Source organism: Stenotrophomonas sp. UBA7606, from assembly GCF_002477705.1.
GTDB lineage: Bacteria > Pseudomonadota > Gammaproteobacteria > Xanthomonadales > Xanthomonadaceae > Stenotrophomonas.
The window spans coordinates 1-13,635 of record NZ_DLJW01000003.1; the positions used below are offsets into that span (position 1 = coordinate 1).

28 protein-coding genes are annotated in these 13,635 nt (G+C 61.0%); 23 read left to right on the plus strand and 5 right to left on the minus strand.

Features of this window, described 5'->3' with window-relative positions:
• The 5 genes from B2527_RS00700 to B2527_RS00720 form a co-directional block, all read right to left on the minus strand.
• The coding region (locus B2527_RS00700) for a DUF7666 domain-containing protein (protein WP_422664250.1) at positions 1–408 on the minus strand (408 nt) is incomplete at its 3' end.
• 171 nt (positions 409–579) lie between these two features.
• The gene (locus tag B2527_RS00705) at positions 580–1,098 is read right to left on the minus strand and encodes a hypothetical protein (protein ID WP_293705483.1); all 519 of its coding nucleotides are present in this window, start codon (positions 1,096–1,098) and stop codon (positions 580–582) included.
• 27 nt (positions 1,099–1,125) lie between these two features.
• The gene (locus tag B2527_RS00710; protein WP_293705485.1) at positions 1,126–1,476 is read right to left on the minus strand and encodes a hypothetical protein; all 351 of its coding nucleotides are present in this window, start codon (positions 1,474–1,476) and stop codon (positions 1,126–1,128) included.
• Positions 1,477–1,487: 11 nt separating this feature from the next.
• Positions 1,488–1,937 carry a helix-turn-helix domain-containing protein gene (locus B2527_RS00715; protein ID WP_293705487.1) on the minus strand — a complete coding sequence of 150 codons (450 nt, stop codon included), beginning with the start codon at positions 1,935–1,937 and terminating at the stop codon, positions 1,488–1,490.
• Positions 1,938–2,475: 538 nt separating this feature from the next.
• On the minus strand, positions 2,476–2,616 hold the full coding sequence (locus tag B2527_RS00720) for a hypothetical protein (protein WP_293705489.1): 141 nt from the start codon (positions 2,614–2,616) through the stop codon (positions 2,476–2,478).
• Positions 2,617–2,811: 195 nt separating this feature from the next.
• Between B2527_RS00720 and B2527_RS00725 the strand changes: the two genes are divergently transcribed.
• The 23 genes from B2527_RS00725 to B2527_RS00835 all read left to right on the plus strand — a co-directional run bounded on the left by B2527_RS00725 (position 2,812) and on the right by B2527_RS00835 (position 13,598).
• Positions 2,812–3,000: a hypothetical protein gene (locus B2527_RS00725; RefSeq protein WP_293705491.1), complete on the plus strand. Its 189-nt coding sequence runs from the start codon at positions 2,812–2,814 to the stop codon at positions 2,998–3,000.
• A gap of 95 nt (positions 3,001–3,095) precedes the next feature.
• Positions 3,096–3,230 (plus strand): hypothetical protein, encoded by a 135-nt coding sequence (locus B2527_RS00730; RefSeq protein ID WP_293705493.1) that lies wholly within the window; start codon positions 3,096–3,098, stop codon positions 3,228–3,230.
• Positions 3,223–3,417, plus strand: coding sequence for a hypothetical protein (locus B2527_RS00735; RefSeq protein WP_293705495.1), 195 nt, complete (start codon positions 3,223–3,225; stop codon positions 3,415–3,417). The genes B2527_RS00730 and B2527_RS00735 overlap by 8 nt, the downstream gene beginning before the upstream one ends.
• On the plus strand, positions 3,404–3,613 hold the full coding sequence (locus B2527_RS00740) for a hypothetical protein (protein WP_293705497.1): 210 nt from the start codon (positions 3,404–3,406) through the stop codon (positions 3,611–3,613). The genes B2527_RS00735 and B2527_RS00740 overlap by 14 nt, the downstream gene beginning before the upstream one ends.
• Positions 3,614–3,637: 24 nt before the next feature.
• Positions 3,638–4,303 (plus strand): hypothetical protein, encoded by a 666-nt coding sequence (locus B2527_RS00745; RefSeq protein ID WP_293705499.1) that lies wholly within the window; start codon positions 3,638–3,640, stop codon positions 4,301–4,303.
• Entirely contained in the window at positions 4,300–5,574 is a 1,275-nt protein-coding gene (locus tag B2527_RS00750) for a replicative DNA helicase (protein ID WP_293705501.1), read from the plus strand. Before B2527_RS00745 ends, B2527_RS00750 begins: the two co-directional genes overlap by 4 nt.
• Before the next feature lie 157 nt (positions 5,575–5,731).
• Positions 5,732–6,148: a hypothetical protein gene (locus B2527_RS00755; RefSeq protein WP_293705503.1), complete on the plus strand. Its 417-nt coding sequence runs from the start codon at positions 5,732–5,734 to the stop codon at positions 6,146–6,148.
• A gap of 1 nt (position 6,149) precedes the next feature.
• A complete protein-coding gene (locus B2527_RS00760) occupies positions 6,150–6,500 on the plus strand; it encodes a hypothetical protein (RefSeq protein ID WP_293705505.1) in 351 nt (116 codons plus the stop codon).
• Complete coding sequence (locus B2527_RS00765) at positions 6,497–6,922, plus strand: recombination protein NinB (RefSeq protein WP_293705507.1); 426 nt, start codon at positions 6,497–6,499, stop codon at positions 6,920–6,922. The genes B2527_RS00760 and B2527_RS00765 overlap by 4 nt, the downstream gene beginning before the upstream one ends.
• Complete coding sequence (locus B2527_RS00770) at positions 6,922–7,713, plus strand: DNA cytosine methyltransferase (protein WP_293705509.1); 792 nt, start codon at positions 6,922–6,924, stop codon at positions 7,711–7,713. Before B2527_RS00765 ends, B2527_RS00770 begins: the two co-directional genes overlap by 1 nt.
• On the plus strand, positions 7,710–8,051 hold the full coding sequence (locus tag B2527_RS00775) for a nuclease domain-containing protein (RefSeq protein WP_293705511.1): 342 nt from the start codon (positions 7,710–7,712) through the stop codon (positions 8,049–8,051). The genes B2527_RS00770 and B2527_RS00775 overlap by 4 nt, the downstream gene beginning before the upstream one ends.
• 85 nt (positions 8,052–8,136) lie before the next feature.
• The gene (locus B2527_RS00780; protein ID WP_293705513.1) at positions 8,137–8,712 is read left to right on the plus strand and encodes a hypothetical protein; all 576 of its coding nucleotides are present in this window, start codon (positions 8,137–8,139) and stop codon (positions 8,710–8,712) included.
• 1 nt (position 8,713) lies between these two features.
• A complete protein-coding gene (locus B2527_RS00785) occupies positions 8,714–9,019 on the plus strand; it encodes a hypothetical protein (RefSeq protein ID WP_293705515.1) in 306 nt (101 codons plus the stop codon).
• Entirely contained in the window at positions 9,012–9,704 is a 693-nt protein-coding gene (locus B2527_RS00790; protein WP_293705517.1) for a hypothetical protein, read from the plus strand. Before B2527_RS00785 ends, B2527_RS00790 begins: the two co-directional genes overlap by 8 nt.
• 257 nt (positions 9,705–9,961) lie before the next feature.
• Positions 9,962–10,321, plus strand: coding sequence for a dATP/dGTP diphosphohydrolase domain-containing protein (locus tag B2527_RS00795; RefSeq protein ID WP_293705519.1), 360 nt, complete (start codon positions 9,962–9,964; stop codon positions 10,319–10,321).
• On the plus strand, positions 10,321–11,160 hold the full coding sequence (locus B2527_RS00800) for a hypothetical protein (protein ID WP_293705521.1): 840 nt from the start codon (positions 10,321–10,323) through the stop codon (positions 11,158–11,160). Before B2527_RS00795 ends, B2527_RS00800 begins: the two co-directional genes overlap by 1 nt.
• The gene (locus B2527_RS00805; protein ID WP_293705523.1) at positions 11,157–11,348 is read left to right on the plus strand and encodes a hypothetical protein; all 192 of its coding nucleotides are present in this window, start codon (positions 11,157–11,159) and stop codon (positions 11,346–11,348) included. Before B2527_RS00800 ends, B2527_RS00805 begins: the two co-directional genes overlap by 4 nt.
• A 25-nt stretch (positions 11,349–11,373) precedes the next feature.
• Positions 11,374–11,580, plus strand: a complete 207-nt coding sequence (locus B2527_RS00810) for a hypothetical protein (protein WP_293705525.1) — start codon at positions 11,374–11,376, stop codon at positions 11,578–11,580.
• The gene (locus tag B2527_RS00815) at positions 11,564–12,034 is read left to right on the plus strand and encodes a lysozyme (protein WP_293705527.1); all 471 of its coding nucleotides are present in this window, start codon (positions 11,564–11,566) and stop codon (positions 12,032–12,034) included. The genes B2527_RS00810 and B2527_RS00815 overlap by 17 nt, the downstream gene beginning before the upstream one ends.
• Before the next feature lie 387 nt (positions 12,035–12,421).
• On the plus strand, positions 12,422–12,673 hold the full coding sequence (locus B2527_RS00820) for a hypothetical protein (RefSeq protein WP_293705529.1): 252 nt from the start codon (positions 12,422–12,424) through the stop codon (positions 12,671–12,673).
• Positions 12,674–12,712: 39 nt separating this feature from the next.
• Positions 12,713–12,952, plus strand: a complete 240-nt coding sequence (locus B2527_RS00825) for a hypothetical protein (RefSeq protein WP_293705531.1) — start codon at positions 12,713–12,715, stop codon at positions 12,950–12,952.
• A complete protein-coding gene (locus B2527_RS00830) occupies positions 12,946–13,413 on the plus strand; it encodes a hypothetical protein (protein WP_293705532.1) in 468 nt (155 codons plus the stop codon). Before B2527_RS00825 ends, B2527_RS00830 begins: the two co-directional genes overlap by 7 nt.
• Before the next feature lie 2 nt (positions 13,414–13,415).
• Positions 13,416–13,598 (plus strand): hypothetical protein, encoded by a 183-nt coding sequence (locus B2527_RS00835; RefSeq protein WP_293705533.1) that lies wholly within the window; start codon positions 13,416–13,418, stop codon positions 13,596–13,598.
• Positions 13,599–13,635 lie beyond the last annotated feature (37 nt).

Genomic DNA, 13,635 nt, shown 5'->3' on the forward strand with positions numbered 1-13,635 from the left:
GCCAGTGCTCGACGCTGCGCCAAGGGTGCTGGTGGCGCGCTCGGAGTTCTCCGGCGTAGCTCGGGAAGTCGTGTATTCGATTGCCGCCTTGATCAGGCCCGGCAGGCCGATTTCTGCAGACACCTTGATGGTCTTGCTCGCAACCTTCGAATCATCCGAATGGCGAGACAGCGGACCGCGTTGCTCAACGATGGCGAAGCGCGAACCGGCAGGCGGGTAGTAGCCCAGCACATCCAACGGGTACTCGCAGGCATGGAACCCAGATGCACATGCCTGGACCTCGCCTTCGTGGGTGTACTCCTTGCCGACTTCGAACTGGAAGTCGCGGCACTTCAGGTTCTGATCAAAGCCCTTATAGGAGGTGATGACCTCTACGGGCTGGACTTCCTTGGCTGACTTCTTCGGCATCTCTGCATCCCTCGGCCTCGGGGTGAGGCGATGGGTGTAGAATAGGCGCGCCTATCATTGCGGTCAATAGGTCAGCCTATAAAAATAGGCATGCCTTTATGAACGAGTCTAATTTCGTTCAGCCTTTGGATTGTGTTGCAAAGAAAAAGCCCCGGGCATCGGGGCTTGAGGCTATTTGACGATTCGGTGGCCTGCGCCGTAGGCAATGAAGAAGATCATCTTCCATACAATGCATATTGCTAGCCAAATTAGGAAGATAGCTCCAACTGCATAGGACCCGTATTTGATGCTGTTCCGCAGAGGGAAGGCGCGGCTGTACTCGTACTTCAGGGGATAGTTGCCATTTATGCTCTCCAAGACCATGCCGTCGGAGTACTCCGTCCTTGGTGTGGGTATCTGTGCTGCTTGCGCAATAAATCCCCTGGAGAGCATGTCATCCACTGCAGCAGTTGTTGTCCTGAACTCGCCACAATAGAAGTTGGCTTCAGCAATGCCTGGATAGAGCAAGATAGTGCAGTCTGAAGGTGACTCAAGATGCCTAGATTCAGCGTGCCAGTTGTACTGATACGTGGTGACTTTCCCATACTCCCACGCGAGAAATATGGAGATGGCGGAACCAAGCAACATTATCGCCAGCGCGATGACAAGTAGCAGCCTGTGCCACCACGCTTCCTTGACCTCCCTGATCATCGATCCTTCCCCCTGTTTCTATGTTGGTCATCCGTAACGCGAGCGAAGCAGCCCTGCATCCTCAAAGCTTACGCCATCTCTAATACAGTCCTGCGCCCGCTCTAGATCCTTGTGCAGCTGTACAAGCGTGTCGTCATCAAGCTGCTCAAGCCCTGCCAGCCCAAAGCAGGCCTGGTCGATGATCTGCTGCATGGAATAGCCCCACCTTCTGCGGATGTGCCGGATCATCCTACGGTGCGACTCGCGCTCCAGTTCGCACATCCCTTGCGAGTTCTGAGGCTCATCCTCTCGAACAATCCTCAGGCTTGGCCTCACCTTCGGCTGCAGCCCGTCCTCAATGGCCGCAACCAGCCGTCCGAACAATTCCTTATCTACCATTTGCCTTCTCCCTACTCACGCCGTCGCAATAGTTCGGCGACCCGTTCGCCGAAGTCGATTACGTCAGCCGTGGAGGGGGTCTCTGGCAATGCACATGCCAGTTGATAGGCCGCCAACGTCTGGGCTGGGTGGGTCTCAGGGTCATAGGACCAGCCTTGCTTCTTCGCCACATGGCGCAGAGCTGCAATCGACGTGGCTAGTTTGGTTGGGTCGAATCCCACGGACTGCGACGGAGAGGCGACACCGGTCCCGGTCATCAAATATTCGACCGAAGTCCCCAGGTACCGAGCAGCAGCCACGGCGTTGTCGGCCATGATCATTTTGGTCGATGGCTTCGAGTCGCTGTCGTTGAACCATTGCCAAATGGTCGGCTGCGACTTCCCGCATGCCTTCGCCAGCCCCTGCAGGTTCAAGCCCTTGGCTGCTAGCTGTTCTTGAATTCGTTCTGCCCACTTTTCCATTAGGCCAGCCTACAGAAATGGCAGATAGGTCGGCCTATTGACATCAGAATAGGCGGGCCTATACTAGCGCCATGGACAAGCACCCCGACTCCGAAATCATCGACCGACTCGGCGGGACTGCGGCTGTTGCGCAGCTCTGCGAGATCGCCTCTCCGTCCGTTAGTGAGTGGCGTCGCAAGGGCAAGGGAATTCCAAAGGCTCGACGGAAGTTCCTTGAGTTGATCAATCCGGAAGCTTTCGGATTGTCGCGCCGCACCCGCAAGAGGGGGGGCTGAGATGCGCGTTAGTTCGGCTCTTGTTGGGCAGATTGTGTTGGCCGAGTGGCTGGACTCCAGCCGCAGCGATGGCTGGACCCGGGACGTTCCGGAGTCGGTCGAATCGCTCCGGTGCTTCTCAGCTGGCCGGCTGATCTGCAAGAGCACCGGTGCTGTGACGATTGCTGGGCACTGGACGGACGAGGAGAGCCCCCAGCGCAGTGGGTCGATGACGATCCCAACCAAGGCCCTCGTATCGCTGAGGGCCTTGGCATGACGCGGGATTACTTCTTCTTGCCCTTGTCCGCCGCCTGCGTAAGAGCAGACGCGGCAACGGACTTCACAGCCTTGGACGACTTCGGGTTGCTCAACAGCTTCGATGCGGTTGTAGCGACCTTGGAGCTGGTTTTCTCGTTCTTTGCCACAGCGACATTCCTTGAACGGTGCGGGCGATTCCGCGCTGTCAATCATATCCATTTCACCCAGCCCTAAGAAGCCGCACGACATGGCGCTCGCCATTCCAGCGGACTGCGTAAACACCGCCTTCGTAGCGGATTAAAGAAACGACATTTGTCGAAGTTGTAGCAACAACCATCACTGACACCTCAATGGATTGATCCATGTACGCCGATCCGACACACATCCGAGATAACGAAGTAAAGCTGCGCTTCAACGATGAAGAGCTCGCTTTGATTGAAGCGCTTGCCCGATACAACAAGAGGCAGCGCGCCGCATTGCTTCGTGACCTGGTTCTAAGTGGCGTGTCCGCAATGCAGATGAAGCCTATCCGCCACGCCGGTATCGCCTGAAGGGCGACTTCAGGACCCGAGGAGGGCCTGTGGAGACATTGCAGTTGAGCAAAGGGGAGATTGCCCCGTTGCAGAAGCTAGCTGAGGAGCTCGGCATGACCGTCGATGAGGTCGCCGAGCTAGCAGCAAAGGAAGCGCTGAAGCAGATGTTCGAGCTACCGACCTACACCGGAACGGTTGTTCATTTCGAGGGCCTGAAGAGGCCTACAGAGGAAAACGGAAATGGCTGACGAATTCGACCGAGCAAGCGATCTGGAAGAAGCCCAGCGGCAGGAAGCCATTTCCCGTGTTCTCGCTCGCAAGCCGGGCGGTCGCAAGTTGCCGCTGATCTGCGTGCACTGCGAGGAGCTGCCGCGTCAGTCCGGATCAGTGAACTGCCATCGCTGCAACCTGGAGCTGGCCCGTGAACACAATTGAGGCTGCCATCGCTATCTGCATCGACCAGTGGGAGCGCAATGCGCCTGCAGCACGCTGCGCGGCGTGTTTGGAGGCCCTGAATGGTCCCGCGATGACTGCCAAGCAGAAGGCCGTCTACGACAGCCAGCGCGCTGCCGAGATGCATCGGGCTGAGCTGCGCCGCGCGCCCTCTCCGCAGCTGGATCTGAGGGCCTGAAAAGTGGCTAACCAATGGTTCCGCATGTATTCCGAATTCGCCACCGACCCCAAGGTGCAGATGCTGCCTGAGGCAATGCAGCGCCGGTTGGTGATGCTGTTTTGCATGCGTTGCGGTGACGTCACAGTGACGTTGCGTGACGACGAGATCGCGTTTCACCTGCGCATCAGTGACACCGAATTGGCCGAAACGAAGGCGCTGTTCGTAGCCAAGGGATTCATCGATTCCGGCTGGAACATCACCAATTGGGAGAAGCGCCAATTCGCCTCAGACTCAAGCGCAGCAAGGACTAAGGCCTACCGTGACAGGAAGAAGAACGCTCCTGTGACGTCACATGTGACGAAGGGTGACGCCCTAGATACAGATACAGATACAGATACAGATACAGAACAGAAGAAAGAGCTTAGCGCTCCTGCGCCGAAGGCCGAGCGTTCGCCTACCGGCTCTCGCCTGCCTGCCGACTGGAAACCCGATGCGGAGCTGACCCTGTGGGCAGCTCGGAACTTCCCGACCGTGAACGCTGGGATGGAGGCGGACAAGTTCCGCGACTTCTGGCATGGCAAGGCGGGGAAGGACGGGCGTAAATCGGATTGGCCTGCGACCTGGAGGAACTGGATCCGTCGAGCCGCTGAGCGCACTGGTGCGCCTATGCAGGCTCAGGCGGCTGGCGGCGGGAGGAGGGCGCTGTGAACTCCGTGACCCCAACCTTCGCCGAGGACGCGGTACTGGGTGGCCTGCTGCTGGCGAACGACCGCCTGCACGACGTGGCTCCGCTGCTGGCAGCTGAGCATTTCACCAGCCCGAAGCGTGCCCGCCTGTTCTCGATCATTCGCGACCGCGTGCTGGCCGGTGAGCCTGCCGACGCAGTGACCGTTGGCGAGATTGATCCGGCGCTGTTTGACGAAGCGATGGATCTGGCGACCAACACGCCGGGCGCAACGCAGGTTGTGGCCTACGCCGAAATCGTCCGCGAAAACTGGCGGCGGCGTGAGGCTGTGCAGATAGGCTTGGAGCTTGTGCAGGGCGCGAAGTCTGGCGAGTCCGATGCAGTCGATGCGGCGGTGTCGCGGCTGATGGCCCTGAGCGCAACCGTCACCGACTGCGAGTTCACCGGCAAGCAGGCGATGCATCAGGCGTGGCGCGTTGTGGAGGAGGCTCACGCGAGTGGGGGCAAGCTTCCGGGCATCACCACGGGCCTGAGCGCTCTGGATGAGATTCTGGGCGGCTTCCATGACTCCGACCTGACGGTGGTAGGGGCTAGGCCCGCGATGGGCAAGACGGCATTCCTAGGCGGTTTGGCGGAGGCGGCGGCAAATGCAGGAAAGCGGCCCGGCGTTATCTCTGCCGAGCAGCCTGCCGTGCAGCTCGCACTGCGCCGGTTGTCCATGGTTTCCAGCGTCGCGGCGTCACGGCTGCGTGCGGGCAAGGTCGATGACGAGGACTGGGCAGCGCTGCAGGCCGGTATCGCAAAAGCCATCCAGCGCGATATGTGGATCTATGACCGGTCGGCTGTGACGCTGGACGAACTGGTCAGCATCGCTCGCAAGTGGAAGCACACGCACGACATCGGAATCCTGTTCATCGACTACGCGCAGCGCATCCGGGTTCCAAAGGCAGACCGCATCACCGAAGTCTCTGAGGTTGCTCGCGGCATGAAGAACTTGGCCCGCGATCTGAACATTCCGGTCGTGTCACTCGCCCAGGTTGTGAAGGGTGTCGATCAGCGCGTGGACAAGCGGCCCACGGCTGGCGATCTGGCGAACAGCGACGAGCTGACGCGAGAGGCAGACCAAATCCTGATGCTCTACCGCGACGAGGTCTACAACCACGCCTCGCCAGACAAGGGCATCGCAGAGGTGCTGATCGAGAAGAACCGGCACGGGCCGACTGGCTTCAAGAAGTTGGCGTTCCTGGGCGAAACGATGCGCTTCGCCGATTTGGGGCGAGGAAGTGAGTTTTGAGCAGTGAGCAAATCAGCCCCCGCCAGTTTGGCCGCTGGGCCAGAGAAGCGGGCAGGGGGATCAACACATGCCCCGGCTACGGAATCACAACAGAAGCAGCAGACGAGCGCCGGGAGTGGCGCAACGACTGGAACGAACGGGATAGGGAGATGAGGCGATGAGTGCAGAACAGAAAGCATTGCAGGCAGCCATTCGCTACGAGAAGGCATCGGCACAGGTGAAGGCTCTGACGCGCTCTATTGGCGAAGAGCTGGAGGAGTGCCCAACTACCAAGCTTGCTGAGCAGGCATGGCAGCAGTTCGGCGGAAACATATACGTCTCAAAAAGTAGCGGGAAAGTTATGACGCACCTGTGGGGCGCTTTCAATGAGGAGACGGAGGGCCCATACGGGGGCGTCGGCCTCAATGAAGGTGAGATTACCGACTACCTGCGGGACGAAGAAACCGGCTGTCCTCACTGCCTCCGTGCGTGGGAACTCATCGGCGAGCGGAAAGCAGCAAGGAAGGATCTTGGTCGGGCGAAGTTGTCGCTGCGCGCAGTCGCAAAGTCGGCCATCAAAGCACAAGGAGCTTGACATGAGCGAGAACGAGATCAAGCCGGTGGTGTTCGATGGAAGCGAGCTCCGCCACGGGTGCGTGCAGCGCCCGAAGCGCTGGAGTGGTGACACGCACGACGACCTTGGCGGATCAGTGGATGAGGCCGCTACTGACGCATTAATGGCCGCAGCTGCTGACGCCATCGACCGCCTGACGGCAGAGAGGGATGCGTCTGTGGCTGAAGTTGCCAAAATGGAGGAATTGGTTGCCGCAGCCAAGCGTGCACGTCGTTGTCTTGCGTGGGCCTGCGAGCAGCGTCCTGAGTTCAATGCGGAATACGAGGCGTTCAACGAAGCCATCGACGCCACCAGGGCGGAGGGCGGGGTATGAGCATCGTCGCGAGCAGCCGAGGCGATTGGGAGCTGCAGGGCTCCACCGGCATGACCGACAAGCAGCGGAAGATGCTCAACGCTGTTTGTGGCGATCTGGCCGAACAGGTGGCATGGCACGGCAATCATTTGAGCAAGGACGACTGGCGGCACATGCTGGCCGGGACGATGCTCGGCTGGCGGATGATGCCCGCCATCGACCGGGGCGAGGGCGCTGCGGGGTTCATCATGCTGGGTGGCTCAAGCCTGAAGCTTACGAAATCGCAGGCAGCAGATGCGATCACCACCGGCTTGCAGATCGGCGACCACCCGGAAGATCAGCGACTGCGTGCCAAGCCTGTGCGGTGGTCGGATGCCGTGATGCGCGGGCTGGGGTTCAACCCGGCTGACTTCCGCGATAGCGAATACAAGGCGGTGGCGTGATGGACTACTACAACGAGTTCGACCCCGCCGTGGCCGCCCAACTCAGGGCATTGATTAAAGTGGGCTTGATCCCCGCAGGAGAAGTGGATGAGCGAAGCATTGAGGACGTTAAGCCCCGAGACCTGCGCGGTTATCGACAGTGTCATTTCTTCGCAGGGATTGGCGGGTGGGCTCACGCCCTGGCTCTTGCCGGATGGCCGGATGATCGACCCGTGTGGACTGGTTCGTGCCCTTGCCAGCCTTTCAGCGCGGCAGGTAAAGGAGCTGGGTTTGACGATCAGCGGCACCTCTGGCCAGCTTTCTTCCACCTCATCCGCGAGTGCAGGCCTGCAGCAGTGTTTGGAGAGCAGGTTGCAGGAACGGCTGCAGGCCCGTGGCTCGACCTTGTACACGCTGACATGGAAGGAATGGACTACGCCTTCGGGTGTGTCCCGTTTGCGGCAGCGGGCGTCGGCGCTCCGCACATCCGTGATCGCATCTACTGGTTCGGTTCCGACACCCGTAGCTTCCGAGGGCCGCGACAAGTCCCGGCCAGAAGTGTTGGCCAGGGCGGACAAGGGGGGGCGGATTGGACGCTGGATCTGCGCGAGATCCTCGACAGCCCGTTCGCACCAGGACGTAGTCATCCTCAACCCCTCCTTCGCAGGATGGATGATGGGTTTCCCAGTGCAGTGGTGGGAGTGCATGCGTTCGGTAACGCCATCGTCCCGCAAGCCGCAGCAGAGTTCGTGATTGCGGCTGAGATGGCGATTGAGGACATGCGCCAGATGCGCTTCCAGGAGGCCGCATGACCATCATCTCCAAGAAGCTGAGGGAGTCGGCGGGGCACCACGACGCGCACTGCATGTTGCAGATACAAGGGGTCTGCGGCGACGCGACGGAGAACAAGACAGCGGGGTGCGTACTAGCCCACGTCCGGTATGGCAATGCCGGATTCGGCATGAAGCCAAACGACAGCTTCGCCGTCTTTGCTTGCGGGCCATGCCACCGGGCGTTCGACAGCAACGGCACGACGCATGGGCTGCAGCGTGGCTCACAAGAATGGCTGCACTACGCATTGCGCGGGGTCGACCGGACGCAGGACTGGTGGCACGACCACGGGATGCTGGACGTAAAGGGGGCGAAATGAGCGCCCAGCCGTGGACCGTAGAGCATGGCGGGCCGCGTGACGAATGCCCGCCGAGGATCGAGATGGCCTTCCGGATCGCCGCGAGATGGCCGAACCGGCCGCCGAAGCCGAAGGAGCTGATGGACGAGTACGGGATGCATCGAGCGACCGCGTACCGGTGGATCAAGGCATTGAACGAAGCAAGGGGGAACCAATGAGGGTACTGGCTATCGACCCGGGCACTACCCAATCCGGCTACGTCCTGTACGACGGCAAGGTCATCACCGCCGGCGTCATGGACAACGGGGAGCTGCTGCAGATCGTCCGCGACGACCGCAGCGACTGCCTGTCCATTGAGCAGATCGTGAGCTACGGCAAGGCGGTGGGACAGGAGACGTTCGATACCTGCGTGTGGGCTGGCCGGTTCATGCAGGCATGGGCCTGCCCGGATGAGGTGCATATGGTCCGGCGCGCCGAGGTCAAGAAGGAGCTGGGCTTATCCGGCGCGGCCAAGGACAAGCAAGTCAACGCGGCGCTGCTGCAGCGAGTCGGGCCGAAGGGCACGAAGAAGGACAAGGGGCCGACCTACGGCGTTGCTTCCCATGCGTGGGCAGCTCTCGGCGTGGCGGTAGTGGCGATGAAGCGAATCAACGGCGGCGCTGCCGCTAACGAGGGGGTGTGAGGTGGGCAAGCTAATCAAGCGAATCTGTGGAATCGGTTATGGCTGGTACGTAGCGTTCAAGGTGTTCAAGGCCTTCTGCGCCATTCCAGTGCTGGCTGTCAGAATTGTCTGGGCGGTGATTCTTGCCTGTGTGCTGCTGGTGTACTGCACCTTCCGGACATGGCTTGAGATCATTTTCGAGGATATTCCGGTGTGGTTCTCTGGGTACACACGTACAAGATGGTTTACGGGATTCAGTAGGCAGCACTACAACAAAATCTACCGGTCACAGCTGACCGCCCTCCCGACGGAGCAGATCAATGACTGACCCCCGCAAGCAACTGGCGAAGCTCAATCCGACCAACGTCCGGTTCGATGTGGGCATGGGTGGTGGCAAGCCTGAGTTCGTCCGGATCGATGTAGCCGGGGCGCTGGGCTACATGGATGCCGGGCTTCCGCGCGAGGTGTTCGAGGCGTGCTGGAACCCGGATGGGGCGCGGCTGCATCGTCACAAGCTGAAGGACGCCGTAGTGGCTCTGGTTGCCCCTGAGCTGAAGCGGCAACGGTTGCGGCTTTCGGAGGCCCATCTAGACCTGCAACTGGCAGAGGCAGCTGTAGCCTGGTCCCGGGCGGCCAGCCATGAACAGCGCCGAGAGGTGGAGCAGAGGCGGGAGCGCTTGGCAGTGATCCGCGCCGAGACGTGGCCGCAGAACGTGATGGAGCAGCTTCCGGCCCTGACGGACGCCGCTATCGGCGAGATCGCACGGTTCCACAAGTGCGAGCAGTGCGAGGGCCGTTGCTTCATCATCGCCGAGGAGCTTGTCACGGACTGCCCGGCCTGTTTGGCGACGGGCTTCGCGCAAGCGCCGGACCTGCAGCGAGCCCATGCGCTGGATGTGATGGACTCCAGAAACTTCGTTCGGAACTGGAAGCCGGTCTATCTGTGGCTACTGGGCCGGTTCCGAAGCGCCGAGCTGAAGGCGCGGGAGCAGTTTGAAGCGGTGGCGGCTTGATTGGGTTTTGACTGGACCCAGCGATATTTGAAATTCTCCTACCATCGCGCGCGACTCATGCCCCGGACCCCCGGGGCTTTCGCGTTATGGCTTAGGGACCGATGGCTGTAAGACCCAAGTGATCCGGCATTAACCCCCGGAGACAGCTAGCGACGAGCGCCAGCGGCTCAATGCGTTAAGTAACAGCAGCCTTTTGGTTGCACAGCTGGCACGGCCCGTTCGGCAAATCCGGCGGGCCTTCTTATTTTGGAGATCGCATGTCATCGGCCAACGTAGAGAGCGTGGCCGATGCTGCGCTGCCCAGTGATGCAACTGAGCGGAACGAGTACCCGATGGCTGACGGCCTCCTGTACTACTTCCCGGCTGCACTGGCTTGGGTGTCCCGCTGCAGCAAGGCAGGGAACGACCAGCACAATCCCGGCGAGCCGCTGCACTGGGCCATGAGCAAGTCCACGGACCACGCTAACAAGATCATGCGCCATCTGCTTGAAGCCGGGACCGACGATACGGACGGCATCCCGCACAGCGTCAAGGTTGCATGGCGGGCACTGGCGCTGGCTCAGGAGGATTTGATGGCCCGCAAAGGCGCGCCGATTGGTCGGAATGCGAGGCGCTGATGCACCCAAGACGCCACTACGTCATCCCGGACGTTCAAGTCAGGCCGGGGGACGCTACAGACCATCTCGACTGGATCGCTGCGGATATCGTCCGGCGTAAGCCCGACGTAATCGTCTGCATCGGCGACTTCTGGGATCTGCCCAGCATGTCGAGCTATAGCGCCCCCGGCGGGCTGGAGAAAGAGAATTCCAGGCTGCTGGCTGATATCGAGGCGGGCCGGGAGGCAATGGGGCGACTGACTGTCCCGATCTGGAAAGAGATCAAGCGGCTCAAGGACAACAAGAAGAAGCAGTGGAACCCACGCTGGATCTTCACCGAGGGCAACCACGAACACCGCGCCGCCCGTCTGGCAGTCAACGATGCCCGGTTTGAGGGTGTCGTTGGCACGCACCTGATGGACGTCGAGACGTTCGGCTGGGAGCGGTACAAGTTTGAACAGCCGGTGCAGGTGGATGGCGTTTGGTACTGCCACTACTGGAAGACGGCCCACAGCCCCCGGCCTATCGGCGGCACCATCGACAACCGGCTGAACAAGCTGGGATTCTCGTTCGTGCAGGGGCATGAACAGGGCAAGCGTTACGGCGACCGCCCGCTGGCGAACGGCAAGACGATCCACGGCCTTGTTGTCGGCTCCTGCTATCTCGGTACCGAGCTGTACCGAGGGCCGCAGGGCGCGAACGAATGGCGCGGCGTGGCTGTGCTGCATGACGTGCGGGATGGGGACTTTGAGCCCATGTTCCTGACGCTGCGCTGGCTCTGCCGCGAGTACACGGGCGAGGAGCTGCCGGACTACATGCGCAAGCGGCACCCGGGCCGGGATTGGAGCCATCTGGAATGAAGCCCAACCCGGAAGTGCTGGGCATCGTCGAAGGCCTGCGCGAGCAAGTGCTGCGCGGCGAGGTAAAGGGCCTGTTCGTTCTGGCCCAGATGCGCGACGGCGAGTATGCGTGCGACTACTACACCCCGGACGCTGGCGATATGCGGCTCCAGCTGGGCACCGAAATCATGGGAATTGAACTCCCGTAACAGACTGCCCACAGGGGGCCAACTTGTGAAACACGAATACGCCGATAGCGTCGCTGCCGGTATTGCGAAGCTGACGCCGCCCGCTGGCGTGGTCGCTGCCTCAGTGGCCGGGATGAGCTTGCAGGACTGGGTGTATGCCCTGACTGCGGTCTACACCCTGCTGATGATCGCCCATCACATCGTGACGAAGTGGTGGCTCCCATGGAGGCGCAGCCGTGTCGATCAGGGCTAAGGTCATCGGCGGCTCAGTCCTTGGCGTGCTGATCGCGGCCACCGCCCTGGTGAAGCCATGGGAGGGCTACGAGCCCAAGCCGTACCGCGACATTGTCGGCTTCCTGACCGTCTGCTACGGCAGCACGACCAACATCGAGCAGCGGACGTATAGCGAGAAAGAGTGCAGCGACCGGCTCAATAGCGAGCTGGGAGCGTACTTCGCTGGCATCAGTCAGTGCATCAAGCAGCCGCTGCGGGAGCGCGAGTGGGCTGCGGTGCTGAGCTGGGCCTACAACGTGGGCGTGGGTGCTGCGTGCCGCTCGACGCTGGTTCGCCGGATCAACGCTGGCGAGCATGGCTCGGGCTGGTGTTCGGAACTGGACAAGTGGGTCTATGCAGGCGGCAAGCGCGTGCAAGGGCTGGTCAACCGTCGCGCCGCTGAGCGGGCGATGTGCGAGGGGAGGGCTGAGTGATGGAAGCAAAGAGCGGCTGGATCGAACAGAACACCGGCGGCTGCATTGGGCACGGCACTGCCGACCTGATCGGCCGCGAGGTCGTGGATGGCTTCATCACCGGCGTGGGCGAGGGCTGACAGATGTGCATGTCTGGTTACTGGCCTGCGCAGGCCCTGCCATCGGTTGGAGTCTTTCCGGGGAATTCGGTTGTAGGCACATGCAGCAAATGCCACGGCCCAGTGACCGTCCCCGGCATATGGGGCGGGATCATCCCCCCGACGCCCATCTGTGCCCGGTGTGGCGCTAAGAAGCGCGAGTCGCATGGCCCGATCATCGACATGGAATGACCGATACGGGGAATCCCGTTTCGGCAACACATCAGCCCTTGTGGGCGTGGAGGTTTGAGTGAACGACAGCGAGTTGACCGACAAGGCGCGCGGCATCGCCCGTTGCCTCACCTACAACGAGGGCGAGCATGAGGCGGCGGCGAAGCACATGCTGCGCGAGCTGGCACATCGGCTTGATAGTCGCAGCCTGCGGGTCCACAAGAAGAAGGACGGGCTGCTGGTCATCAACGCCATTGGCAAGTCGCGTTTCATGACCTTCAGGGAACGGCTGGCCTACAACGTCTTCGGCGCGATGCCGGTCGAAGTATGACCCGCGCCCAGATCCTCGCCGCAGTGTGGAGAGAATGAAATGACCCCAGAACAATTCACCTACTGGATGCAGGGCTTTGCCGAGCTGAACGCTCTGCCGCCCAGCCCTGAGCAGTGGCAGTCAATCCGTGAGCATCTGGCGCTGGTGTTTGAGAAGAAGACGGCTGAGTTCAAGCCGAACCCGAGCTTGGGCATCAATCCGCAGTTCCAGCCCGGGACGGGGGATGTTGGCAAGGCGCGCGATCTTTTGCTGTGCGGTGGCGGCGTATTGAAGTGCTGAGCCGGGCGCAGGTAGTCGGCATCGCGTGGCTGCTTAGCCTGCTGGCGGCATTCAGCGCTGGCTGGGCCTGGAAGGGTGACAAGGCAGAGGTCCGCGAGACGCGCACCGAGCTGAAGCAGGCCAAGGCCGAGACCAAGGCAGTCGAGCAGGCCCGCTCAGTAGAGCGCCAGCAAAACGAACGCCTGCATGAGATTGGCACCCAATACGAGGCAAAACGTAGTGAAAACGAAAGTCTGCCTTCGACTGTTGTTGCTCAGCTCAATGACGGCACTTTGCAGCTGCGCAAGCAGTGGGCAGCGTGTGAAACCAGCCGCCTGTCCGACGCTACCGCCGCCGCCATCGAACGTGATGCGCTCGCCGAGCTACGAAGAAAGGATCAGGGCGATCTTGTTCGAGCAGGGCGAGGCGCAGACGACCAGATCAGAGCCTGCCAAGCGGTAGTCATTGAGGATAGGAGGTAGGTATGTACGACTTCACGTCCCTCTACAGAGTGCACAGAGATCAAGTTGCCGCCGCTGCTGCGGACAAGAGCGAGCGCTGCTGGATTCGCGGCAACCTCAGCGCCGAGGCACTAGAGAAGTTCCAAGCCACAGTCCACGGCATCCATCGCCGGTTCGACGAGGTGATGGCGAGGTGTGGTAAATGAGTAGGGCATCCAAGGCATACGCAAGCGCCCATGTACG

Excerpts from the sequence above, each read along its gene's own strand:
- B2527_RS00705 (WP_293705483.1), bottom strand. The coding sequence starts at position 1,098 with ATGATCAGGGAGGTCAAGGAAGCGTGGTGGCACAGGCTGCTACTTGTC.
- B2527_RS00710 (WP_293705485.1), bottom strand. The coding sequence starts at position 1,476 with ATGGTAGATAAGGAATTGTTCGGACGGCTGGTTGCGGCCATTGAGGAC.
- B2527_RS00715 (WP_293705487.1), bottom strand. The coding sequence starts at position 1,937 with ATGGAAAAGTGGGCAGAACGAATTCAAGAACAGCTAGCAGCCAAGGGC.
- B2527_RS00725 (WP_293705491.1), top strand. The coding sequence starts at position 2,812 with ATGTACGCCGATCCGACACACATCCGAGATAACGAAGTAAAGCTGCGC.
- B2527_RS00730 (WP_293705493.1), top strand. The coding sequence starts at position 3,096 with ATGACCGTCGATGAGGTCGCCGAGCTAGCAGCAAAGGAAGCGCTGAAG.
- B2527_RS00735 (WP_293705495.1), top strand. The coding sequence starts at position 3,223 with ATGGCTGACGAATTCGACCGAGCAAGCGATCTGGAAGAAGCCCAGCGG.
- B2527_RS00745 (WP_293705499.1), top strand. The coding sequence starts at position 3,638 with ATGTATTCCGAATTCGCCACCGACCCCAAGGTGCAGATGCTGCCTGAG.
- B2527_RS00755 (WP_293705503.1), top strand. The coding sequence starts at position 5,732 with ATGAGTGCAGAACAGAAAGCATTGCAGGCAGCCATTCGCTACGAGAAG.
- B2527_RS00760 (WP_293705505.1), top strand. The coding sequence starts at position 6,150 with ATGAGCGAGAACGAGATCAAGCCGGTGGTGTTCGATGGAAGCGAGCTC.
- B2527_RS00765 (WP_293705507.1), top strand. The coding sequence starts at position 6,497 with ATGAGCATCGTCGCGAGCAGCCGAGGCGATTGGGAGCTGCAGGGCTCC.
- B2527_RS00770 (WP_293705509.1), top strand. The coding sequence starts at position 6,922 with ATGGACTACTACAACGAGTTCGACCCCGCCGTGGCCGCCCAACTCAGG.
- B2527_RS00775 (WP_293705511.1), top strand. The coding sequence starts at position 7,710 with ATGACCATCATCTCCAAGAAGCTGAGGGAGTCGGCGGGGCACCACGAC.
- B2527_RS00780 (WP_293705513.1), top strand. The coding sequence starts at position 8,137 with ATGGCCGAACCGGCCGCCGAAGCCGAAGGAGCTGATGGACGAGTACGG.
- B2527_RS00790 (WP_293705517.1), top strand. The coding sequence starts at position 9,012 with ATGACTGACCCCCGCAAGCAACTGGCGAAGCTCAATCCGACCAACGTC.
- B2527_RS00795 (WP_293705519.1), top strand. The coding sequence starts at position 9,962 with ATGTCATCGGCCAACGTAGAGAGCGTGGCCGATGCTGCGCTGCCCAGT.
- B2527_RS00800 (WP_293705521.1), top strand. The coding sequence starts at position 10,321 with ATGCACCCAAGACGCCACTACGTCATCCCGGACGTTCAAGTCAGGCCG.
- B2527_RS00805 (WP_293705523.1), top strand. The coding sequence starts at position 11,157 with ATGAAGCCCAACCCGGAAGTGCTGGGCATCGTCGAAGGCCTGCGCGAG.
- B2527_RS00825 (WP_293705531.1), top strand. The coding sequence starts at position 12,713 with ATGACCCCAGAACAATTCACCTACTGGATGCAGGGCTTTGCCGAGCTG.
- B2527_RS00835 (WP_293705533.1), top strand. The coding sequence starts at position 13,416 with ATGTACGACTTCACGTCCCTCTACAGAGTGCACAGAGATCAAGTTGCC.